Genomic DNA, 21,956 nt, shown 5'->3' on the forward strand with positions numbered 1-21,956 from the left:
CCCGTTTTCCCTATCGGCTCCTAACTATTCTGAGAAATTATTCTCTCTCACCATCCGTTTCGCTGAATAGTTACAAGCTTTTGTTCTAATCCTAAACAAGTCAGAAAGGCAAAGTTCGAGGCACGAAACTCGTTGTTCTATCTTGTCGGGGATATTGATCGTTTTTTTCTTTATTCAAAAAGTCTTCTCAGTTTTTCCGGCATACGGGCCGGTTTGCGGTTAACGTTAAGGCATGCCAGTTTTGTAACACCCTCTACGATGAGGGTATTGTCGTTCTCACGGGTTACCTTATGATTAAACTCTACGGTGGCATGTTTTAATCCCGAAATCCAAGTCTGGATAACAAGAATATCGTCATACCGGGCAGGTGAACGAAATCTGCAATGTGCTTCCGTAACAGGAAAGTAGATATGCTCCTTTTCTAACGACGAGTATGGCAACCCAAGATGCCTCAGATATTCCGTCCGTCCCATCTCAAAATATACAAAGAAATTGGCGTAATAGACAATACCCATCTGATCCGTCTCCTGATAACGGACGCGTGTTTTGATTTCATGAACTTTACCTTGATCTTGCATATCTTTTCCTACACTTCTTATTTTCTTTCATGTAACAAAAGAGCCGGTGCCGGTTCTGAGGCACCATGATTATTTATTCTTGTCCTGAGATGACTCATACCGGAAACTCTTTAAGTATCTGAAGTAATCGCCATCCGTCGTAAGGATGAGATGCGTCTGTTTATCAAATGTTGATTCGTAAGTTTGCAGTGTTTTGGTAAAGGAATAAAATTCGGGCGCCTTTTCGTATGCCTCAGCGTAAATCTTCACCGCCTCGGCATCGGCTTGTCCCTTAATTTCTTCTGCTGTCCGATACCCTTCTGACTCTATACGTTCCAATTCTCTTTTCATAGAGCCCAGAATTTCTGCCTCTTCCTTCCGCCCTTCTGATTCGTATTTATTAGCAATACGGATACGCTCAGAACGCATCCGGTCATATATCTTGGGAATGACGGCCTCCACGTAATTAATATACTTGATACGGACGTCTACCAGTTCAATTCCATACCGACCTTCCAGTGCACGTGAGGCCATTTTCCTGATCTCTTCAACAATCTTGTCTCGCCCCATTTTAATCTGCACCTTTTTAATATCCTCTGCCTCTTCCAGTTCTTTTGTCGTATATTCGAGCTTCCGGTTGGTATTCCTGAGAACTTCCTTTAACGTATACGCACTGACCACGTTTTTTACTGCCGACTCGATTACTTCATCCAATACACGCATCCCGCGATCTTCTGTGCCAAGCGAGGTATAGAACTTCAGTGATTCCGCAATCTTCCAGCGCGCCCACGTGCCTACCCCTATGTTCTCCTTGTCCCGCGTCAGAATATCACTTGGTTCTCCGCTCCATTCCAGGAGTCTTTTGTCAAAGTATCTTACCTCCTGAATGAAAGGGGTTTTCACACAGAGTCCAGGTTCGGTAACGGTTCTAACAGGCTTTCCAAACTGCGTAATGACAGCTTGATGTCTAACATCCACAACGTAGAAAGAAGCACTTAAACAGATAATCACAACAGCCATAATAATGATCATGATAAGAATACCCGTTTTTTTCATTTTTTTACACCTTCCTCATCAAGCCCCAAAATAGGCAGAAAACTTTTGATATCTTTATCGAAAACATACAGCTTATCACACCTGGGGATTATCTTTGCCATGGTTTCCAGGAAGAGCCTGCGCCGGGTTACGTCCTCAGCCTTTCTGTATTCTTCAAATACCGCCAAAAACGCCTTAACGTCTCCCGAAGCCTCATTCACGCGTCGAATCCGGTACCCCTCAGCCTCCTTGATCACCTGTTCCTTTTTTCCTTCTGCTGCCGGCAGTGTCTTATTCTTCTGACCCTCGGCATCATTAACAATTCTGTCCCTGATTTGAATTGCCTGATTAACCGCATTAAAGGCATCCTTCACGGGAGCTGGTGGATCAACCCCTTTCAGCAACACCGTCTGGATGTCGATACCGCACTTATAGCTATCAAGAATTCCCTGGATATCTTCCCTGGCTTTTTGCTCTATCTCCGTCCGGCCAATGGTCAACACTTCATCGACAGACCGGTCGCCTACCAATGTCCGCATAACTGCCTGTGAAACGACGCGAATCGTTTCGCGAACATTTCTTACATTAAAATAGAACTCCTCTATCGCCTTGATCTTGTACCGGATAACCCAATGCACCTCAGCACAGTTTAGATCACCGGTAAGCATCAATTTTTCCTCGACTGCGTCTGGGTAGTCATACGTGATCGCAAAAGGCGATCCGCGGAGATCTGTCCTGAATCCAAATTCTTCATTGTAGATACGTTTTACCTCTCCCTTCAGTACCCGATCAATGCCGTAAGGAAGTTTCGAATGAAGTCCTGGTCCCACGGTTTTCGTATACCGGCCAAATCGCAGGATCACCGCCTCTTCATTCGCATTCACGGTATAAAAAGACGTGTATCCGGTAATGATAATAAAAAAAATCATTAAAGATGGCGGTATAAACTTTTTTATCGACCCCCAGGGAATATCTTCAAGACGGATTTCCTGCGGTCTTCTATATTGATTATAGTCGGGCATATCGTTTCCTCCTTTTTCCGGCGCTATTGTATTTTATATTTAACACCAAAATATCCTTCATTTAAGCTCTTTCTCACAAAGGGTAAAAGAGCTTTCCCCCTTTGAGGAGAAGCTTCGAAAAGGGTAAAAATCTCATACTCTTTTGTGTGTCCGCGTCATCTCTCTGAAAGGGAACGTTTCAGTACACTATAGTATACTAAACTCAAAGGGCCATAATTTATCCTGTATCAACAACGTTGTGCACGTTCAGCATGGACAAGCTTTGTTTGCCCGCGCCTCCTCGCATCACTCACATCTTGTGAGCATCTTCAGTATAATAGCCGCTCTGCCCTTTCAGATCAGGATATAAGACCATAATTTTTCAACGTACCCATTAACTGGCTCTCATGTTCTTTGGTCATGTCACAGAGTGGCAACCGCATTTCTCCGTTTAACCTTCCCAGCATCCTCATTGCAGTTTTTACCGGAATCGGATTGGTCTCAATAAACATACTTTTGCATAGCGGAAAAAGTTTGAAGTGACACTTCCTGGCGGCATCGAAATTACCCTCAAGACAATACCGGGTTAATGCTGCCGTATCTGCAGGAACAACGTTGGCAACCACAGATATTACTCCTCTTCCCCCAACCGACATGATAGGTAAAGTAAGGGAGTCGTCTCCCGAAAGTACCGTAATATTACAAAGCTGCAATATCTGTGTCGCCTGATCAATGCTTCCGCTTGCCTCCTTAATTCCAACGATATTCTTAATTTCCGAAAGCCTTGCCACGGTTTCAGGCTGGATAGATATACCGGTCCTGGAAGGAACGTTGTACATGACAATAGGAATGTCAACTGACTCTGCAATTAATTTGTAATGCCGGTAAAGCCCCTCTGGCGTGGGTTTATTGTAATAAGGTGTGATCAGCAGCGCCCCATCTGCCCCAATTTTTTTGGCGTGTTTGGCCAAACGGAGAGCTTCCGTGGTGTTATTTGACCCTGCACCCGCCAGAACCCGAATCCTGCCAGCAACTATGCTCACAACTTCACCGATTATCTTTTCGTGTTCTTCGAATGAAAGTGTGGCAGATTCACCCGTTGTACCACAGGGGACAATTCCCTGTGTTCCATTTTTAACGTGAAATTCGACAAGTTCCCCCAGCTTTTGATAGTCGACTTGCCCGTTCTTAAAAGGCGTTACTAACGCTACGTATGAACCATGGAACATATCCCTCTCCCTTCATCTTTTTCGTAATTCTTCCGTTAAAACTTCTTTATCTTGTAAAATATTTTTATTACTCTGTGCGGGGGAACCTTTTGGTTGTGGCTATACGATGCCATAAATACTCGCGCCATTATGCATACTATAACACAAAACATTGGTTATTCAAGTATTACGCTCTGTTTCCTCAAAAATCTCATCCGGCATTACCCCGGAGAAACTTTTCCGACATGCTTCAATTGTAATGCATGATTGCAATAAAGAGGAACATTATCCCGGGAAAGGTGGGAATGCAAGGTGACGACTCCTGGATATTTACTGCAAACAAATTGTCGTTGTGAGTTTTCGGCATGAGCCCAGACAAACGCTCCGTTAAACGACAAACCTTGTTTGGAGATAGCATCTCCGTTATCACGCCGTTTCTTGTAGTTTTTTAAACTACCTTTCACAGCTTCTCCTGCTTCAAATATTCAACACCTTTATCCGATTCCTTTCGCCTTCTTCTTCACAGATTTCAGTCTTCGGCTGAATTTCGTTCCAACACTAAGTATTAAATTTAAATCGTATTTGAATAATATCTAACCAGAAATACATACACACATAACGAAAAGAGACAAAAAGCAATTTTCCTTGAATGGTTTAAAATTACTGATAAAATCAAAGCACTAAAAATACGAAGTAGATAAGAACTTTTGAATACTTTATTAAAAAATGTTCTCAGGATTTTACATCGGGACAGAGGATGTTAAAAAGACCTTCATGGGATGAGTATTTTTTACGAATCACCCGGGAGGTAGCACAGCGCGCTACCTGCTTGCGGAGACAGGTAGGGGCGCTTCTGGTGATGGACAAACATATTCTGACGACGGGTTATAACGGGGCGCCAAGCGGGCTTCAGCACTGTCTGGAGATCGGCTGCCTGCGGGAGCAACTCAAGATCCCGCCCGGCGAGCGGCATGAACTTTGTCGCGGACTCCATGCCGAGATGAATGCCCTCATCCAGGCGGCGCATTATGGCATTAAGATTTCCGGAGCGACCTTGTACAGCACTACGTATCCTTGCTCTCTTTGCGCAAAAATGCTGGTAAATGCGGGGATCAAGCGAATCGTTACCATCACCGATTATCCTGATCCTCTCGCGAAAGATATCCTCTCCATGGCAAATGTGGATGTGGAATTTATAAAACTAGAATGAATCTATTGGAATTTCGAAAGTACAGAGGCAAAGCATTTGCTATTCATGATGTAAGATCACACCCAAAGCTAATATCAGCAAATGCTTCGCCCTTACCTATAACCACAAATAAAATCTCTGGAGGGCGGGTTAAACATCTTTTCCGAAGAGCCTCGAAATTTAAAGGAAGATTATTATGAGAATAGCGCGATATTTTTTCATGAGTCTCTTAGTATCCGTCTGCCAATTATTTCCTGTTCCTGATACAAGAGCGAATGAGTGGGAGATCGGGGAAGATATGGAGGAATTTGATGCCTGCGACAGCGTAATCCTTCATTATGACGGGAAGACGTGGAATCATCTGTATCATGGGTTTGGTATGTGGCTCAACGATATCTATGGTTTTGCTTCCAATGATATTTTTGCAGTGGGCGAACAAGGGGTGATTCTCCACTACGATGGACAATCATGGACAAAACAAAAAAGTCCTACTACGCAGAGATTAAACCGGATTTGGGGCAGCAGCCGCAAAGATATTTATATTTGTGGTGACTTTGGCGCCATGCTTCATTTCAACGGTATGGAATGGCAAAGATATGACACAACCATGGTTGACTGGTGCCGGGGCATCTGGGGTTTTGATGAAAAACATATCTTTATTACGGGAAATTTGGGCAAGGTATTCCGGTATGATGGTGAAAAGTGGGTAGAGCGAACGACGGGCACCATGGATTCGTTGTATGACATCAACGGTAGCAGCATGAAAAATGTTTACGCCGTGGGTGAATATGGTACGGTTGTTTACTATGATGGCAAGCATCTGAAAAAACTGAAACCGTTTACGAGTAAAACGCTTACCAGCGTATGGACGGCTGGTCTCAGAAATGTATATATTGCTGGTGCGGATGGCCTGATTTTTCATTACGACGGATCAAAATGGACGCGACAGATGAGCGGAACATCTAGCTGGCTGAGAAGGATATGGGGTATCGATGAACAAAGCATCTTTGCCGTGGGGGATCATGCCACGATTCTTTATTCTGATGGGAAAAGCTGGAAGACACAAAAAAGCGGGACGAATTATTTTTTTTCAGGTATCTGGGGAAGCAGAAAAGACGATGTGTATGTCGTAGGAGTGAATCCTGCCGGCCTCTATGATCATATCACCCATTAATGGTATTGAAAAATCGTAGCCATTCAGTTTTTTGAAAAAGCCCTTGTACAAACAACTTGTAGGGGCAGGTTTAAAACCTGCCCCTTGTGCTTGTCTGTTGTTCTGCAACATTGCCTTATGCAAGTTCAACGCAGACAAACTTCATTTGCCCGTGCCACTCTGTATTAAGTTCTCACTTTGTAAGCATTTTGAGTAATATTGCTAAATATCAAAAATTAAATTAACAGAAATCTAACTCGAGTGTAATTTTGGGAGGGAAAAGTACTATGCAGCTTGGAATGATCGGTCTTGGAAGGATGGGTGGGAATATGGTGAGACGATTGATGCGCACCGGACACGAGGTGGCTGTGTATTCCGCCACAGCAAAGACGCGGGAAACCTTTGCGATGGAGACGGGGGCTTTTGCAGCCTCCTCAATTCAAGAGCTTGTGGCCAGACTCAGGCCCCCACGGGTGGTCTGGCTGATGGTACCAGCAGCCGCAGTCGATACGACATTGAAGGAGGTTGCGGGTTTGGTACAAAAAGGGGATATTATTGTTGATGGCGGAAATTCCTACTATATTGATGACATCCGCCGTGCCAAAGAACTTGCGCCGCAGGGAATCCATTACGTAGACTGCGGAACCAGCGGAGGTGTCTGGGGGCTGGATCGTGGATATTGTCTCATGATCGGTGGACCGAAAGATGCGGTTCTGTATCTGGATCCGATTTTCAAATCCCTCGCCCCCGGAAAGGGAACGGCTCTCAAAACACCGGGACGGGAAAAAACCGGCGGAACAGCAGAAGAAGGGTATCTCCACTGCGGACCCGTCGGCGGAGGTCATTTCGTTAAAATGGTTCACAATGGAATTGAATATGGGCTTATGGCTGCCTATGCTGAAGGGTTGAATATTCTGCGGCATGCGAATGTGGGAAAGAAGGAGCATGCCATTGATGCCGAAACAACGCCCCTGCGCCACCCTGAGCACTATCAGTACAATTTTGACCTGGCCGATATTACGGAGCTGTGGCGGCGGGGAAGCGTGATTGCCTCGTGGTTGCTTGATCTCTGCGCTACGGAGTTTGCCGGAGATCCCGATTTATCCAAATTTGCCGGCAGTGTAGCAGATTCTGGGGAAGGGCGATGGACGATTACTGCTGCCATTGAAGAAGGTTCTCCGGCTCCGGTGCTGAGCGCTGCGCTTTACCAGAGATTCAGTTCCCGCGGCGAGGACGACTTTGCGCGAAAAGTGCTTTCTGCCATGCGTTTCGGTTTCGGAGGTCATGTGGAAAAATCTGATAAATAAAGCGATCAGCCATGACTCACGTTTATCTGCCACTCCTCCAGTACCCGGAATAGCAGGCGCCGAAGCATTACAGCGATCGCTCGTTGATGATTACGATTGGTCCGGAACACTTTCGTGATATGCCTGCCGGATTTCGCACCATGGATGGGCACTTCCGCAACACCCCGTTTGGGCACAATATACCGCTACCCAAGGACCCCTTGCGATATGGTATACGAATCTCTTCGAAGCGGAGACTTTTGCCGCCTTGCCTTACGACCGATATCCGGAACGATTCCCCGCTCGTCTGCAGCAGTTGACTATGGGAGGGTAACCGTAAGCGTGTTGCCCTGGGCGGGAGGGTGGTTCCCGATCAAACCTGTCCCATTTACTGGGGTGAGCCAGGTACCAATGGCCAGCATTCCTTTGACCAGTTGATTCATCAGGTCTCACGGCTTATCCAGTGTTTTTCCAGATTCCCGCTTCTGCGGGAATGATTTATTCGTATCAGATTAATGACGCTGTTTATAGTTTAAATATCGGGTTATCGGGAGTCGTTATGGTAAAAACAAAAACAATTCCGCCCTTTTTCTTTTGCAAGGTACATGGCATGATCTGCACAGGCAAGCAGGGATGATAGTTTGCTACTGCGGGAGGGAAACAGTGCAATGCCAATACTGGCGGTGACGCCCGTCGCATGTCCATGGATAAAATTACCCTTTTGAGACATGATTTCAATCATTTGCTGTGCAATGGTTTCTGCTTGTTTTTTGTCTACATGAGATAAAAGTGCAGCGAATTCATCCCCGCCGAGTCTCGCTAAAATATCCGTTTTGCGCAACTGTTGTCTCAAGACGGCGGCAACATGGATAAGCAGTTCATCGCCTGCCTGATGTCCATAGGTATCATTTACCTGTTTGAAATTGTCTAAGTCAATAAACAATAATGCTCCGTGAATGCCGTATCGGCATGAGTAAGCAAGCCGACTCTCCAGTTCTTCCAGAAAGCGACGTCGGTTAAAAAGGCCGGTAAGCGGATCATGGGTTGCTAAGTGTACAAGTTGCTCTTCGAATTGCTTTCGTATAAAAAATTGTCCAATATGATCTCCAAGGGCATTTAGGCAATCGAGAAGGTACGTGTCGACATAGTGTTTTTCGCGCATGAGAAATTCAAACACACCCAGAATTTCTTTATCGCTTGTTACCGGAAAGGCAAGCGCTCCGGGCAATTGATATCTCAAGACAAGCGGGGAACTGGAAAAGCGAGGGTCGGATAAAACATCGGGAATCCAGACAGGTTTTCCTAGACTATAAGCAATCCCTGGTATCTCTGTTTTAGAAGCAAAGGAAATTTGATGCGGAGGTAATTCCGCAGTACCCTTGAGTGCAGACATCGTGTGCCATATTTCCTTACGAAGCAAAATATGGTTATTTTTATCTGCATCCCAAAAGAACCCTAACGCACAGTTGAGCGTCTGGCCTATTGTCTGCAGGAGTTCTTTTGTGGTCTCTTCAATGTTATTCGAATTTGTCAATACCCTGGTGACGGCATATTGAACGTCGGTGCGTTGTTTGGTGCGTTTTTGTTCGGTAAAGTCACGTACAATCATTAAATAAAATAATTGGTCATCCTGGTAAAAGGTACTGAGATTGAGTTCCATGGGGAAAGTGGTGTTATCATTTCGCTGCCCTTCAACTTCAAAGGCAGTCAATTTTGATCCAGGAAAGGTATCTCTTTGTAGGATGCCTTGAAGCCAGCCGGCTACTTTTTTATGATAGGGTTCCGTTAAAAGAGTATTAAGGTGTTTTTCTATGATTTCAGGGGATTGGTAGCCAAACATCTTTCCTGCGGCTGGATTAAAGGACTTGATAGTGCCATTTTGCGTAAAGGATATAATACCGTTTACGGCACTGTCAATGATGAGACGTGTACGAGTTTCGCCTTTTAATAATTTGTCGCCTTCCTCTTTTATCCGGTTGACCATGGGACGAAAAATAAACATTCCGATAATCACTAAAGCAAATAATACGATACCCAAAACGACCGTTTCCAGTAAGTGGAGCTTTTTGTTGTCTCTTTCACTTTCTTTTTGCAACAGGTTTACTATGATTTCAAGAGAATCTGCTAAATCCGCTGCGAATTCGTTAAGGATGTTGTGCAAGTGTGGGTTTTGTGATGTGAGCTTTTCCGGCGGGGCATGTGCAAGGGCTTTTGCTTCTGCAAGATATTGATTCATTTTTTTATTTAAATGTACCGGTTGTTTGAAATAAAGCGCACGTATCTGCGGAGATTGCTTCCCGGACAAATTGAGGGATTTGTCTCCGCTGACAAGCCCTTTATGCACCGTTTCTATTGTACGCATCGTGGCAAGAAGGTCTTGTCTGAGTGATTCCGTTTCGGCACGATCTTTCGCATTTACCAGGCACAGTGAATAGATGGCTATATTTTGTAATAAGAAGCGCTGTTTGCTGGTTAAATTAATTACCGCAGCATCGGTTTCCTGGGAAGAGATGCGCTTTTTGAGAGTAATATAGGATGCAATGCTGAGCATGGCGATAATGCTTAAAGCAGTAATATAAGTAGGGGTCATGTTGTTTGTAAAATTCTTTTTCATAGGGAGTATTTTTGATCGTGAGAAATTTCAAAAAGGATGGAAAAGAATACTATTTCAAGTGTAACGTCTCGGTTTTTTGAAAGATGCATTCCCCACATGCCTCATAATGGAACCTTCACAACCAGTAACCAGAATCGTGGATAATTCATTTTGATTGAAAGCCGCGCCTCCGCCTCCTTGTAAATGGTAACTTTACTGGCACGATCCCTGGTAATTTCCATTTGTCTTTTGGTTTCCACACATAGATCATGAGCCAGAAATCTCCTTCTGGCGCAGAAAGTCAGTTGTGCCTTTCCTCCGGGTTTGTAGATTCATCTGTCGGAATGGGTATACTACTTATGCTATAACAGTTTGCGGGATTCCCGACCATCATATTATTTTTGTCATACAGGGTAAGTGCCCCTTCCTTGTCAACGGGAAGCAATCTATCTTGGAAATAGATTTTGTATTTTTTCTTTGCATCATCACGGTTTTTAATATCCCGTCGTTCCTTGACTTCGTCGCAAGAGTTCTATCGAACGATAGGGAGGATTAGTTGCTGCTATGCTGCGCGATGGTTTTATAATTGTAAAAAGCGATTTGATGATTTTCAATTTATTTTTACAGAATAAGAATGTACAATTAATATAAAAATGAAATGATAACTATTACAAATGAATTCTGACAATTTCAAGGGAGTAGACTTATTGTCTGAGATTCCTGACAAACTTAAAAACGTTGCAAAGCTGCAGGTTTCTTCACAGGGAGATGATTATTTATTTCAAATGTAATTAGGATATTTGCTTTTTCTAGCTAAGTCTTTGGCATAGGTATTGATTGTTAGCGTATTATAAGATAGAATGTCGGGAAAAATGTGAGTGATGCAATAAGCAAGAAAAGGACCGATATGTTTCGCACAGAAAAGGATTATCTCGGTGAGATGAACGTGCCCGCAGCCGCTTATTATGGGGTACAAACTGCCCGGGCGCTGGAAAATTTTCCCATTAGCGGACAAACATCGCTGCCGGTATTTACTCTGGCCATGGTTTCCGTAAAAAAGGCCGCTGCTATGGTTAATGTGGAATTAGGTTGTCTTGATAGGAAGATTGGCAACATGATTATCCTTGCATGTGAACGCATATTAAACGGCGAATTTCAAGATCAGTTTCTGGTGGATGTGTATCAGTCCGGTGCAGGAACGTCTCATCATATGAATGTTAATGAAGTTATTGCCAATATTGCCGTTGAAATGCTTGGCGGAGCGAAAGGGGATTATTCCGTTGTTCATCCGAACGATCATGTCAACTACGGGCAGTCTACCAATGATGTTTATCCTACTGCCATGCGTATTGCTGCCTTACAATTATCTGGAAAGCTTGTAAGAAATCTGGATGATCTGACGGGAACGCTTAAGAGGAAATCGCAATCCTTTGATTCTGTGGTAAAGTCCGGACGTACACACCTTCAGGATGCGGTGCCCATTCGTGTAGGTCAGGAATTTTCAGGTTATGCGGATTCTCTCGTGAAGGCAACCCGGGGAATTGAAAAGGCCGGTGAATCCTTAAAAGAGTTGGGAATTGGCGGAAGTGCGGTAGGCACGGGAATTAATACTCATCCGGAATATGCCGCCCGGGTTGTGGAAAGGCTGAAACAAATTGTAAACCTGGATATCAGAATGGCAAAAAACCGGTTTGAGGCCATGCAAAGCAATGCTCCCTGTGTTGAACTCTCTGGAGCGCTTCGCACCCTGGCAGTTGAACTCATTCGTATTGCGAATGACCTCAGGTTAATGAGCTCCGGGCCAAATACCGGACTGGCCGAGATTGAACTTCCGGCAGTACAGCCAGGGTCTTCTGTCATGCCGGGAAAAGTGAATCCCGCTATCCCCGAAATGATGAATATGGTGTGTTTCTCGGTTATGGGCAATGACCTGTCAGTCGCGCTGGCGGCGCAAGCCGGACAATTCGAGCTTAACGTTATGATGCCTTTAATCCAATACAAATTGCTCGATTCTCTCTCTATTTTGAACAACGCCACGAAAATATTTCATGAAAAATGTATAAAAGGACTCTCCATCAATGCGAAGAAATGCCAGGATTATGCTGCACGAAGCCTCGGCATTGTTACCGTTTTAAATCCGATTATTGGTTATTCAAAGGCATCTGAGGTGGTGAAAGAATCACAGAGAACGGGAAGGTCGGCACGGGAGATTATTCTGGAACAAGGGATTCTGCCTGAGGATAAGGTTGATGAGATATTATCTCCCATGTCTATGACTGAGCCCGGCATTCGTACGTTGTGAAACAAAAGGCGTAATTGCGTAATTTATTTCTTTTGTAAGTATTTTAGGGAAAGAGGTGCAGTATGAAAAAGGTAACTCTGTTGATAGCGGGTATCTGGAGTATTGGTTTCGCCGGGTTGATAAATTGTGTACACTATCGTACGGTTAGTGCGGCTGAGGAAACGGGTATGTCCCACGAGGGCGTGGTTCTTCCTACCAGGGTATTGATGCATGAGATAGCGAGGCGAACGAGCAATATACTTGAAGGGACGTTGGCAGGCAGTTTAAAATACGTTGCGCAGGAGGCCGGCGCAATAGTAGATGACAGCTACAAGATAAATGAAGTCTTCTTTCCTGCGGATCCGAAAAGCAACAAGTGGCTTCAGCAAGCAAAGATCGATCCCAATGACACAGAAAAGATCACAAAACTGAAGGAGGAATTCCACATCTACTTGAAAAACATAACGTCGTCGGCGCTCGAAGTCCAAAAGGCTGCAAAGGCGGGTGATCAGAAGGCAACATTTAAGGCATTCACGAACATGGTGGAAAAGGCATGTTTTGAGTGTCACACCGAGATCCGTGATAAAATGATACCGATTGAAAATCGATAATTGTTGATGGTTGGGTGCGATGCAGCAGGAAAGAAAGTGAAGGCGATGAGGATTCTGCACTTTCTTTGATTTTAAAAGATTGATTACAGAAGAGAAAGTAGTGTAGAATATTTCAGATTTCTCATAGGGGAGGTTTTATGTCAAAGTGGGAATGCCGTGTGTGTGGTTACGTATATAATCCTGAAAAGGGTGATCCGGATAACGGAGTAAAACCGGGGACGCCGTTCGAGCAGTTACCGGATGACTGGGTTTGTCCAGCCTGTGGCGCAAGCCAGGATCTTTTTGATAAGCTCGACCCTTGACTTCTTTTTAATCATATTTTTTAAGGAAACCATTTCGTGTTGTCATTTCTAAGCAGGCAATATGCAAAAAATTATTTCGTAATCACAGGGTTTCTGGTATGTTTTTCCCTAGGAGATAGTGCTCTGTCTCATGCAGAACCGGCAGAAAAAAACATGCCCAATGTCACCTATTCAAATCCGTATTTTAAAGGCAACAAAGAAGAAAAGAACGCTCAAATCAAGAGGCTGACGTCGCTCTTCGGAGTCGAATGCGATTTTTGCCATAACGAAGATTTAACCGTCTTTACCGACGAAGGGAAAAAATCAAAGGAGATGATGAAGGCATCTGTTGCACTCGGAGTTGAATGTGATTACTGTCACGTGGATCGGAAACGATACAAAGAAAACGAACAGCAGGCAAGAAAAATGTTTGAGCTTTGTGAAATTATGGGTACAGAGTGTAGTTTTTGTCATGCTGGAAAGGGCAAACTCACTCCAAAAGGAGAGACGTCAAAAACTGCGTTTGTAACCCGTAATTGGGCAACTGAAGGGACAAAACGGTGTCTTGAGTGTCATATTGAAAAAAAGCTGTTTGCGTTAAATTTTTACGGGTGGCAGGTCTTAAATGCCCTGAAAGGTCTCAAAGGAATGTGAATACAGATTACGACGTTATAATTGTCGGGGGTGGGCCGTCTGCCCTTGCTGCAGCCGTTTATACCTGCCGGGCATTGTTGAAGACCGTGATTTTTGAAAAGCAAGTTGTGGGCGGGCAGTTAGTCGGTACCGATCTGATTGAAAATTATCCGGGTTTTCCCGAAGTTATCAGTGGTGTTGACCTGATACAACGCATGGAAGCCCAGGCCAAGCGGTTTGGTGCCGAGATACGATACGAAGAGGTAATGAAAGTACAGGTTGAAAATGGTCTAAAAATTGTGACAACTGATACGGACACTTATGGAAGCCATGCGGTTATTTTAGCCGCTGGTGCAGAACCCAAAAAACTGGGCGTGCCTGGTGAAAAAGAATTTTATGGAAGAGGCGTGAGTTATTGTGCTACCTGCGACGGTGCTTTTTTTAAGGGGAAAGACGTTATTGTCGTTGGAGGAGGCGATTCTGCAATAACGGAGGCCCTCTTTCTGACCAAATTTGCAAATACCGTACAAATTATCCACAGAAGGAATGAATTCAGAGCCACAAAAATTTATCTGGATGAAGCGTTAACAAACCCAAAGATCAAGATTGTTTTTAATACTATCGTTGAAAGTATTCATGGGCAGGATAAGGTTGATGGTATCGTGGTCCAAAATGTTATAACGAAAGAAAAAAGAGAGATGACATGCCAGGGGATTTTTATTTTCATCGGTAGCGTGCCCAATACGGGGTTTTTGGGCACGCTGCTTTGTGAGGATGTGGGATGTCATATTGAAACAAATATGCACATGGAAACATCCATAGAAGGATTATATGCCGTTGGCGACATTCGAAAAAATTCATATCGGCAGATTGCAACTGCCGTAGGAGAAGGGGTTACCGCGGCTATTGCTGCAGAACATAAGCTTTCTGAATTAATAGCTTTAGGCAAGGTTAAAAAAGAAATATAAGAACTATTCTGTTTTTTAGATTCGTTCAGGTTAGAGTTGATGTGTTTTAAAATTAAAGGAGGATTGAATGGCTACGATGGATGTAAAGGAAATAATAAAGCAAGCTATACAACAAGAAGACATGGCATATAAATTTTATATGGATGCATTAAAATTTGTCAAAGATCCGGCATCACAGATATGGTTAAAAGAACTTGCGGCTGAAGAGCTAAAGCATAAGGAGATGTTGCAGAATTTTGACGTTTCCAGGGTGAAAAAATTTAAACCGGAAAAAATCCATGATCTTCATATTGCAGAATATCTGGTAGATAAAAACATCTCTGATGTCAATAATTTTCAGGATGTATTAATTGTGGCAATGAAGAAAGAGCAAAAAGCCTATAATTTCTACGTAGGGATGGCAAAATCCTCTGATAACCCGGATATGAAAAACTTATGCAAAATCCTTGCGCAGGAAGAGCTAAAGCACAAACACAAGCTTGAACTATATTACGATGACAATGTATATCAGTGGGACTAACACGCCGTTGTAAGCTTGTTCATTCTTTCTCAATCAAAAACAGCCTGTAAAATAAAAAGAAAATGAGTACCCTGTTTACGGTATGCTGGAGGATATTGGTGAGGCGATATTCCGATAGATTCGAATGTCACCACGTATAATCAGGAAATGCGACAGGGTCGCGTCGGAACGGTACGTTAATTTGGCAGAACGGGTTGGGTAAGGTGTAGTAAAAAGATGGAAAAGGTTTTGTCAATCCTGTATAAAATAATATGAGGAGTCGTCGACTTATCATCATAAACAAAAGAGTGTTGCAAACGGTTCAGGTAAACGATTATGAAAAAGGAGGCACGATAAGGGCAGACAAAAATGGGGAGGTATCTTTTCAATACACCCGTCCTGTTACAAGGACATACAGGCAGCGAAAGAACCAACGCACACAATATTATGAAAGGATTTACATTTTCGCGGGAAAACTCATAACGAAGCTAGCCAAACCAACCCCCTGTCACCAAAAGTGAGTGAGGGGGGTTGAAAAAACGCGTTAAAAATGAAGATTTTACAAGGTATGTGAGAGGACATGAAGAAATTAGACTTGACAATACAACAACATGCGTTAAAATTCACGCCATATATCTTTATAGATCTTATCCGTGACGTATATGTGTCTCCCCACGAATAACAAAACCGACACGTTTTACCGGAGATTGTATTACTTTAAGTGCTATCAACCACAGGGGGGTGCTTAGGGTTCGATATTATTAAGTTCATCGATGTTAATATATTGCCCTGAAACCATTGGTTTTAGGGTTTTTTTTTGCCTACAATATTTGGTGGAGGTGTAGCTCATGATTATCGTAATGAAGGCCGAATCTACAAAAAAGGACGTCGATTACGTCCTTGAAAGTATTGAAAAGGCTGGTTTAAAAGGAGTTTTGTTACAAGGAACAAACCGAAATGTAATCGCAATAATCGGGGATGAAAGGATATTGCCCGCTGATTTTTGGGATGTCATGCCTGGCGTAGAAAAATCAGTCCCTATTCTTGCGCCATACAAACTCGCCAGTAAGGAAGGAAAAGACTTCAGAACGGTCATTCATCTTGCAAATGGAAAAAAAATCGGTGGTGATGAAGTCGCCGTCATCGCGGGACCGTGTGCCATTGAGAGCAAAGAGCAAATTATCGAAATTGCTAAAAAAGTGCGAGATGCAGGTGCAACTGCATTACGGGGCGGAGCATTCAAACCCCGCAGTAACCCATACACTTTCCAGGGCCTTAAGGAAGAGGGGCTTGTGCATCTGGCACATGCCCGTGAGGCTTCAGGTCTGCCCATAGTTACGGAAGTACTTACCCCCGAGCACGTAAAATTAGTCAGTAAGTACTCTGATATTCTTCAAGTCGGAACCCGCAACATGCAAAATTTCCTCCTCCTGCGTGCTGTAGGAGAGGCAGGTAAGCCGGTGATTTTAAAACGGGGCATGTGCGCCACCGTCGAAGAATTTCTCCTTGCAGCTGAATATATCCTGGCGCAAAATAATTCCAATGTTATTCTGTGCGAGAGGGGTATTCGAACTTTTGAGACGTTTACCCGTTTCACATTGTCGCTAAGCATTGTCCCACAACTCAAAGAAATGACGCATCTCCCGGTTATCGTTGATCCCAGTCATGGCACAGGGAAGCGAAGCCTTGTAAATCCAATGTCTAAGGGATCTGTGGCAGTAGGCGCCGACGGCTTGTTAATTGAGACACACCCTGATCCTGAAAAATCGTTTGTGGACGGGCCTCAAACAATAACCCTAGAGGCGTTTGAAGAACTCATGAACGAACTAAAGCCAGTAGCAGAAGCCGTTGGAAGAAAAATATAACCTGTGAGAAGGAAAGACAAAGAAATAACCTGCAAGGACGAAGTCGAAGAGATTCTGTTAAAGGCTACGGTGGGCAGATTGGGGACGTGTGCCGATGGAATTCCTTATATTACGCCCATGAATTTTACCTATGATAAAGAGCGATTCAGGATATTTCTCCATTGTGCACAGGAAGGGCAAAAATTACAAAATATCAGAGCCAATCCGAATATCTGCTTTGAGGTGGAAGATGTGAAAGAGATTATAATAAAGCAGCCCACCTGTGCCTCTTCGGTTGCATATCGGTCCGTTATTCTGTTCGGCAATATAAAGATACTTTCTGACCTCAATGCAAAGAACTACGCCATCCAGAAACTTGCCGACAAGTATGCACCTCAAAATCCCAAAGTCCCCTTTACCGAAGCTATGTTGAATAGGACAAATGTACTTGAGATAGAAATTAAGGAAATGACCGCAAAGAGAAGCCCTGTAAAACCAGCGATTACAGACCCATCAAATAAATAACAAAAAGAAAGGAAATGAAAAATATACGTATGGAAATCACCGCTTCAAAGAGATTGCAGTCCATTGGTGCGTATGCCTTTGCAGAAGTAGACAAGGAAGTTGAAAAATTGAAAGCCATGGGGATTACTCCCATCGATTTTGGCGTGGGAGACCCTACCGTACCAACACCTGACGTTGTCCGAAAGGCAACACAAAAAGGAATAACGCTTCGAAAATCTTCCGGTTATCCGAGTTATATTGGTGCTTCTGAATTCAGACAAGCCATTGCACAGTGGATTCAAAAGAGATTTGGCGTGCAGATGGATCCGGCTACCGAAATATCATCCACCATCGGCTCAAAAGAAGCGGTATTCAATTTCCCCGAGGGAATTGTTAATCCCGGTGATTACGTAATCATCCCTACCCCTGGCTATCCACCTTATACACGGGGAACGCTGTTCGCCGAAGGGATACCTTATTATGTGCCACTTCTATCTGAAAATAAATTTCTGATCGACTTGAATTCCATCCCTGAAGAGATCTGCAAAAAAGCAAAGATCCTGTGGATCAACTACCCGAACAGCCCCTCAGGCGCCATAGCGCCTTTATCGTACCTAAAAGAAATCGTAGAATTCGGGAAAAAATATAACATTATCATCGCTTCTGATGAGGCTTATAGTGAAATTTTCTTTGGCGAACCGCCCCATAGCATTCTGGAAATCACTAAAGACGGTGTCATTGTCTTCAACTCCTTTTCCAAAAGAAGCGCCATGACTTGTTACCGGGTGGGCTGGGTGGCAGGTGATAAGCGGATTGTAGATATATTCAAAAAGGTAAAAACCAATATCGACTCCGGTACAGCCACGTTTATCCAGGATGGAGCAATCGCCGCCCTTAGCGATGAGACCCATGTCGAGAAAATGCGTGCAGAATACAAAGTAAAAAGAGATTTATTGGTAGACGCATTTCATCGTATCAAGCTTCCTGACTGTACCCCGGAAGCAACGATTTATCTCTGGCAAAAGGTGCCGGACGGTATGACCTCTGTCGTTTTTGCGCAGAAACTCCTTTCACCAGAAATCGCTATCGTAACAACACCCGGGGCATGGATTAGTGACAAAACAGCCAATGGATTGAACCCCGGCGAAGGTTATGTCCGGTTTGCCCTTGTACCCAGCATCAAAGATACCCGGGAAGCAGCACGGCGAATTAAAAAGATATTGCCAAAAGCTCTGTAATGAGGCGGAAACCACAGATTTCTTTGATTACATGATAGTGAATCCAAAAAGGAAGTTGTCATTGCGAGCATATTCGAATTACTCAGTGTAAACTCCGCAGAACAATCCAGACACTGAGATTGTTTCGAACTATCGCCCCCGCAATGCACTTTTATATATACTTATTTGTTATGTTTACTATAAATGATACATTAGGCTAGGTTTTCAAAAGCAAAACCCAAAGACTTTTCTTTTTTACACACCTCCATCTTTCTCAAAAAGGGAGTAAGGGGCGTGTTGATTCATTACTTAATTAAAAAACATGAATTCCGAATGTAAGTTGAAAGGATCTATTTCATGAAAAAGCGGTTATTCAGTGGAATTCAGCCCAGCGGGGATGTACACATCGGTAACTACCTGGGTGCCATTAAGAACTGGATACGGATGATTGATCAATATGATTGTATCTTCTGCATTGTCGATTATCATGCAATAACCATAGAATATAGTCCACAGGACATGCAAAAACGCATCCTCAATGCAGCGGCAGTTAACATTGCTGCAGGGCTCGACCCCGAACGATGCATTATCTTTGTACAGTCCTATGTACCGGAACATACGGAACTCGCATGGATACTTAACACGGTAACCCCCATGGGCCATCTGGAACGCATGACCCAGTTCAAGGACAAGTCGAAGCAACACCGTGAAAATATCAATGCAGGATTATTTACGTATCCGGTTTTGCAAGCGGCTGACATCTTACTCTATAAAGGTGAGGCTGTGCCAGTGGGAGAAGATCAGGTGCAGCACATCGAACTTGCCAGGGAAATTGCCAGAAAATTTAATATGCGATATGGCGAAACATTTCCGGACCCGGTTGAAATCCTCTCTGATGCCCCGCGTATTATGGGACTCGACGGCAAAACAAAGATGAGTAAGAGCCTGGGGAATTATATTTCCCTGGTGGAAACGCCGGAATCCATCTGGAAGAAGCTCTCTACGGCCGTAACCGATGAGAACAGGAAGAGGCGCACCGACACGGGCAACCCGGATATCTGTAATCTCTTTACCCTGCACAAATATTTTTCCCAAAAAGAGCAGACGGATCGCATCAATACCGTGTGCCGCTCTGCAGAAATCGGCTGCGTCGAATGCAAAAAAATTTTGTCAGAGAATATCATTAAGGCATTGACTCCCATCCGGCTCAGGTACGAGCAACTAATCAATGACCCGGGTTACGTAATAGACCTTTTACATACTGGCGCAAAGAAGTGTAAAGATATGGCAGAGGAAACCATGTCTGATGTGAAAAAGAAGATGGGATTGATGTGAGCAAAAGATTTACCACAAAGGCTCATGAAAAGAACTAAAAATGGATCATTTTATAAAAAATATCGTATCCCTGCTGAAAGAAAAAATTGACCTTCCGGAAGATGGGATAAAGAGGCTCATCGAAATACCACCCGACCCTAAGATGGGTGACTATGCCTTTCCCTGCTACAGCCTTTCAAAAACCCTGAAAAAATCCCCGAACGTCATAGCAACAGAATTGTCAAATGCAATACATACCGTTCGCCCCATTGCGGAAATAAAGGCCATCGGTCCTTATGTGAACTTTTTTGTGGAGAAAGAAACGCTGTCTGAGATAACGCTAAAAACAATCTCTGAAGAACGTGACAACTATGGTATCAGGAGTGCAGGCAAAGGCAAGACGGTTATTGTCGACTTCTCTTCCCCCAATATTGCCAAACACCTTGCCGTCCACCATCTCCGTTCTGCACTCATAGGAAACGCCATTTACCACATCTATAAAACCCTTGGTTATAGATGTGTTGGAATCAATCATCTGGGCGATTGGGGCACGCAATTCGGACAGTTGATTGTTGCCTATAAAAAATGGGGAGGTGAAAATGCACATCATGCTTATACCGTTACCGACCTGAATGACCTTTATGTAAAATTTCACCAGGAGGCGGAAAAGGATCCCGGCTTGGAAGATGAGGCAAGGGAGTGGTTCAAAAAGCTTGAGTCCGGAGATGCTGAGGCGAAAAACATCTGGCAGCACTTCAAGGACATCAGCCTGAAGGAATTTCAGAAGATTTATGATATGCTTGGGATCCACTTCGACGCTTTCGTCGGCGAGAGTTTTTATAATACCATGGTTCAAGATACCGTAACAAGGATTAAGGAAAAAGGAATCACCAAAGTTAGCGAACAGGCATTGATTGTGGATTTAGAGCCTTACCATATGCCCCCATGCCTCCTGCGTAAAAAAGACGATACCACGCTTTACGCCACCCGCGATATTGCCGCCGCTGAATATAGAAAAAAGACCTATGACTTTGACAAGATGATTTACGTGGTTGGTTCTGAACAAAAGTTGCATTTTAATCAATTTTTCAAGGTTTTAGAGTTGATGGGTTACAATTGGGCAAACTGTTGTGTGCATGTGGATTTTGGCCTCATGAAATTTAAGGATGGCAAGATGTCTACCCGCAAGGGTAAGGTCGTTTTATTGGAAGATCTGCTCGTTGAGGCCGTTGAACGCATCAAAGAAATCATTGAAGAAAAGAACCCATCTTTAGAAAATAAAGAGGCCATCGCCAGGGATGTAGGCATTGGTGCCGTCATCTTCGCCGATCTGTGCACCAAACGAAGCAAAGATGTAGTCTTTGACTGGGATGAAGCGCTCAATTTCGAGGGTGAAACAGGTCCCTATGTCCAGTACACGCATGCCCGCCTCTGCAGTATCCTGAGGAAATTTGGGAAGCCTATGACGGCAGACATAAATTTCGGATTATTGAAAGAAGACGAGACCGTTATCCTGATCAAGAATTTAGGACAATTTCCATCCGTTATCATGAAAGCGGCTGAGTTTTATGAGCCCTCTTTGATCTGCAATTATCTGATCGATGTGTGTGCTAGCTTGAATAGATTCTATAATGCTCATCGTGTCTTGTCAGATGATGCTGAACTCACGAAAGCAAGAATACTCCTGGTAAATACCACCCGCCAGGTCATAAAAAATGGACTTCGCCTCCTTGGAATGCAGGCGCCAGAGCGAATGTAAATAGTGTTTGAGGAAACACTCCA

At 43.8% G+C, this 21,956-nt stretch carries 19 protein-coding genes and 1 pseudogene; 15 read left to right on the forward strand and 5 right to left on the reverse strand.

All coding sequences use genetic code 11. From position 1 onward, the window contains the following. Positions 1-170 precede the first annotated feature (170 nt). The 4 genes from BIY37_RS12155 to dapA form a co-directional block, all read right to left on the reverse strand. A complete protein-coding gene (locus BIY37_RS12155) occupies positions 171-578 on the reverse strand; it encodes an acyl-CoA thioesterase (RefSeq protein WP_070068115.1) in 408 nt (135 codons plus the stop codon). A 69-nt stretch (positions 579-647) separates the two neighbouring features. Next, positions 648-1,613: a protease modulator HflC gene (hflC, locus tag BIY37_RS12160; protein WP_070068116.1), complete on the reverse strand. Its 966-nt coding sequence runs from the start codon at positions 1,611-1,613 to the stop codon at positions 648-650. Next, the gene (hflK, locus tag BIY37_RS12165) at positions 1,610-2,614 is read right to left on the reverse strand and encodes an FtsH protease activity modulator HflK (protein ID WP_070068117.1); all 1,005 of its coding nucleotides are present in this window, start codon (positions 2,612-2,614) and stop codon (positions 1,610-1,612) included. The genes hflC and hflK overlap by 4 nt, the downstream gene beginning before the upstream one ends. Positions 2,615-2,952: 338 nt before the next feature. After that, positions 2,953-3,822, reverse strand: a complete 870-nt coding sequence (gene dapA / locus BIY37_RS12170) for a 4-hydroxy-tetrahydrodipicolinate synthase (protein WP_070068118.1) — start codon at positions 3,820-3,822, stop codon at positions 2,953-2,955. A 736-nt stretch (positions 3,823-4,558) separates the two neighbouring features. On the opposite strand from dapA, the gene BIY37_RS12175 reads away from it, so the two are divergent. The 4 genes and pseudogenes from BIY37_RS12175 to pgi form a co-directional block, all read left to right on the forward strand. Beyond that, the gene (locus BIY37_RS12175) at positions 4,559-5,011 is read left to right on the forward strand and encodes a deoxycytidylate deaminase (protein ID WP_070068119.1); all 453 of its coding nucleotides are present in this window, start codon (positions 4,559-4,561) and stop codon (positions 5,009-5,011) included. A gap of 175 nt (positions 5,012-5,186) precedes the next feature. Then, on the forward strand, positions 5,187-6,164 hold the full coding sequence (locus BIY37_RS12180) for a WD40/YVTN/BNR-like repeat-containing protein (RefSeq protein WP_070068120.1): 978 nt from the start codon (positions 5,187-5,189) through the stop codon (positions 6,162-6,164). Between the two features lie 266 nt (positions 6,165-6,430). After that, positions 6,431-7,450, forward strand: a complete 1,020-nt coding sequence (gene gnd / locus BIY37_RS12185; protein ID WP_070068121.1) for a phosphogluconate dehydrogenase (NAD(+)-dependent, decarboxylating) — start codon at positions 6,431-6,433, stop codon at positions 7,448-7,450. Positions 7,451-7,530: 80 nt separating this feature from the next. After that, positions 7,531-7,896, forward strand: a pseudogene (gene pgi / locus BIY37_RS14425) (glucose-6-phosphate isomerase); the annotation flags it as partial. Between the two features lie 77 nt (positions 7,897-7,973). Here pgi and BIY37_RS12195 read toward each other — a convergent pair. Then, on the reverse strand, positions 7,974-10,043 hold the full coding sequence (locus BIY37_RS12195) for a diguanylate cyclase domain-containing protein (RefSeq protein WP_070068122.1): 2,070 nt from the start codon (positions 10,041-10,043) through the stop codon (positions 7,974-7,976). An 886-nt stretch (positions 10,044-10,929) separates the two neighbouring features. Between BIY37_RS12195 and BIY37_RS12200 the strand changes: the two genes are divergently transcribed. The 11 genes from BIY37_RS12200 (at position 10,930) to argS (ending at position 21,933) form a co-directional block, all read left to right on the forward strand. Next, the gene (locus BIY37_RS12200; RefSeq protein WP_070068123.1) at positions 10,930-12,324 is read left to right on the forward strand and encodes an aspartate ammonia-lyase; all 1,395 of its coding nucleotides are present in this window, start codon (positions 10,930-10,932) and stop codon (positions 12,322-12,324) included. A gap of 62 nt (positions 12,325-12,386) precedes the next feature. After that, a complete protein-coding gene (locus tag BIY37_RS12205) occupies positions 12,387-12,914 on the forward strand; it encodes a cytochrome c (protein ID WP_070068124.1) in 528 nt (175 codons plus the stop codon). A 137-nt stretch (positions 12,915-13,051) separates the two neighbouring features. Beyond that, entirely contained in the window at positions 13,052-13,216 is a 165-nt protein-coding gene (gene rd / locus BIY37_RS12210) for a rubredoxin (protein WP_070068125.1), read from the forward strand. A 153-nt stretch (positions 13,217-13,369) separates the two neighbouring features. Continuing rightward, complete coding sequence (locus tag BIY37_RS12215) at positions 13,370-13,849, forward strand: hypothetical protein (protein ID WP_143299272.1); 480 nt, start codon at positions 13,370-13,372, stop codon at positions 13,847-13,849. Further along, positions 13,846-14,796, forward strand: coding sequence for a thioredoxin-disulfide reductase (gene trxB, locus BIY37_RS12220; RefSeq protein ID WP_070068127.1), 951 nt, complete (start codon positions 13,846-13,848; stop codon positions 14,794-14,796). The genes BIY37_RS12215 and trxB overlap by 4 nt, the downstream gene beginning before the upstream one ends. A gap of 67 nt (positions 14,797-14,863) precedes the next feature. Next, the gene (locus BIY37_RS12225; protein WP_070068128.1) at positions 14,864-15,316 is read left to right on the forward strand and encodes a ferritin family protein; all 453 of its coding nucleotides are present in this window, start codon (positions 14,864-14,866) and stop codon (positions 15,314-15,316) included. Between the two features lie 827 nt (positions 15,317-16,143). Continuing rightward, on the forward strand, positions 16,144-17,160 hold the full coding sequence (gene aroF / locus BIY37_RS12235; protein ID WP_070068130.1) for a 3-deoxy-7-phosphoheptulonate synthase: 1,017 nt from the start codon (positions 16,144-16,146) through the stop codon (positions 17,158-17,160). 3 nt (positions 17,161-17,163) lie between these two features. Further along, positions 17,164-17,664, forward strand: a complete 501-nt coding sequence (locus BIY37_RS12240) for a pyridoxamine 5'-phosphate oxidase family protein (protein ID WP_070068131.1) — start codon at positions 17,164-17,166, stop codon at positions 17,662-17,664. 14 nt (positions 17,665-17,678) lie between these two features. Further along, positions 17,679-18,881 carry an aminotransferase class I/II-fold pyridoxal phosphate-dependent enzyme gene (locus BIY37_RS12245; RefSeq protein ID WP_080325070.1) on the forward strand — a complete coding sequence of 401 codons (1,203 nt, stop codon included), beginning with the start codon at positions 17,679-17,681 and terminating at the stop codon, positions 18,879-18,881. A 336-nt stretch (positions 18,882-19,217) separates the two neighbouring features. Next, the gene (gene trpS / locus BIY37_RS12250; RefSeq protein ID WP_070068132.1) at positions 19,218-20,195 is read left to right on the forward strand and encodes a tryptophan--tRNA ligase; all 978 of its coding nucleotides are present in this window, start codon (positions 19,218-19,220) and stop codon (positions 20,193-20,195) included. A 40-nt stretch (positions 20,196-20,235) separates the two neighbouring features. Continuing rightward, the gene (argS, locus tag BIY37_RS12255; protein ID WP_070068133.1) at positions 20,236-21,933 is read left to right on the forward strand and encodes an arginine--tRNA ligase; all 1,698 of its coding nucleotides are present in this window, start codon (positions 20,236-20,238) and stop codon (positions 21,931-21,933) included. Positions 21,934-21,956 lie beyond the last annotated feature (23 nt).

The sequence above is a fragment of the Candidatus Brocadia sapporoensis genome, from assembly GCF_001753675.2.
Lineage (GTDB): Bacteria > Planctomycetota > Brocadiia > Brocadiales > Brocadiaceae > Brocadia > Brocadia sapporoensis.

Excerpts from the sequence above, each read along its gene's own strand:
- BIY37_RS12155 (WP_070068115.1), bottom strand. The coding sequence starts at position 578 with ATGCAAGATCAAGGTAAAGTTCATGAAATCAAAACACGCGTCCGTTAT.
- hflC (WP_070068116.1), bottom strand. The coding sequence starts at position 1,613 with ATGAAAAAAACGGGTATTCTTATCATGATCATTATTATGGCTGTTGTG.
- hflK (WP_070068117.1), bottom strand. The coding sequence starts at position 2,614 with ATGCCCGACTATAATCAATATAGAAGACCGCAGGAAATCCGTCTTGAA.
- dapA (WP_070068118.1), bottom strand. The coding sequence starts at position 3,822 with ATGTTCCATGGTTCATACGTAGCGTTAGTAACGCCTTTTAAGAACGGG.
- BIY37_RS12175 (WP_070068119.1), top strand. The coding sequence starts at position 4,559 with ATGTTAAAAAGACCTTCATGGGATGAGTATTTTTTACGAATCACCCGG.
- BIY37_RS12180 (WP_070068120.1), top strand. The coding sequence starts at position 5,187 with ATGAGAATAGCGCGATATTTTTTCATGAGTCTCTTAGTATCCGTCTGC.
- gnd (WP_070068121.1), top strand. The coding sequence starts at position 6,431 with ATGCAGCTTGGAATGATCGGTCTTGGAAGGATGGGTGGGAATATGGTG.
- BIY37_RS12195 (WP_070068122.1), bottom strand. The coding sequence starts at position 10,043 with ATGAAAAAGAATTTTACAAACAACATGACCCCTACTTATATTACTGCT.
- BIY37_RS12200 (WP_070068123.1), top strand. The coding sequence starts at position 10,930 with ATGTTTCGCACAGAAAAGGATTATCTCGGTGAGATGAACGTGCCCGCA.
- BIY37_RS12205 (WP_070068124.1), top strand. The coding sequence starts at position 12,387 with ATGAAAAAGGTAACTCTGTTGATAGCGGGTATCTGGAGTATTGGTTTC.
- rd (WP_070068125.1), top strand. The coding sequence starts at position 13,052 with ATGTCAAAGTGGGAATGCCGTGTGTGTGGTTACGTATATAATCCTGAA.
- BIY37_RS12215 (WP_143299272.1), top strand. The coding sequence starts at position 13,370 with ATGCCCAATGTCACCTATTCAAATCCGTATTTTAAAGGCAACAAAGAA.
- BIY37_RS12225 (WP_070068128.1), top strand. The coding sequence starts at position 14,864 with ATGGCTACGATGGATGTAAAGGAAATAATAAAGCAAGCTATACAACAA.
- aroF (WP_070068130.1), top strand. The coding sequence starts at position 16,144 with ATGATTATCGTAATGAAGGCCGAATCTACAAAAAAGGACGTCGATTAC.
- BIY37_RS12245 (WP_080325070.1), top strand. The coding sequence starts at position 17,679 with ATGAAAAATATACGTATGGAAATCACCGCTTCAAAGAGATTGCAGTCC.
- trpS (WP_070068132.1), top strand. The coding sequence starts at position 19,218 with ATGAAAAAGCGGTTATTCAGTGGAATTCAGCCCAGCGGGGATGTACAC.
- argS (WP_070068133.1), top strand. The coding sequence starts at position 20,236 with ATGGATCATTTTATAAAAAATATCGTATCCCTGCTGAAAGAAAAAATT.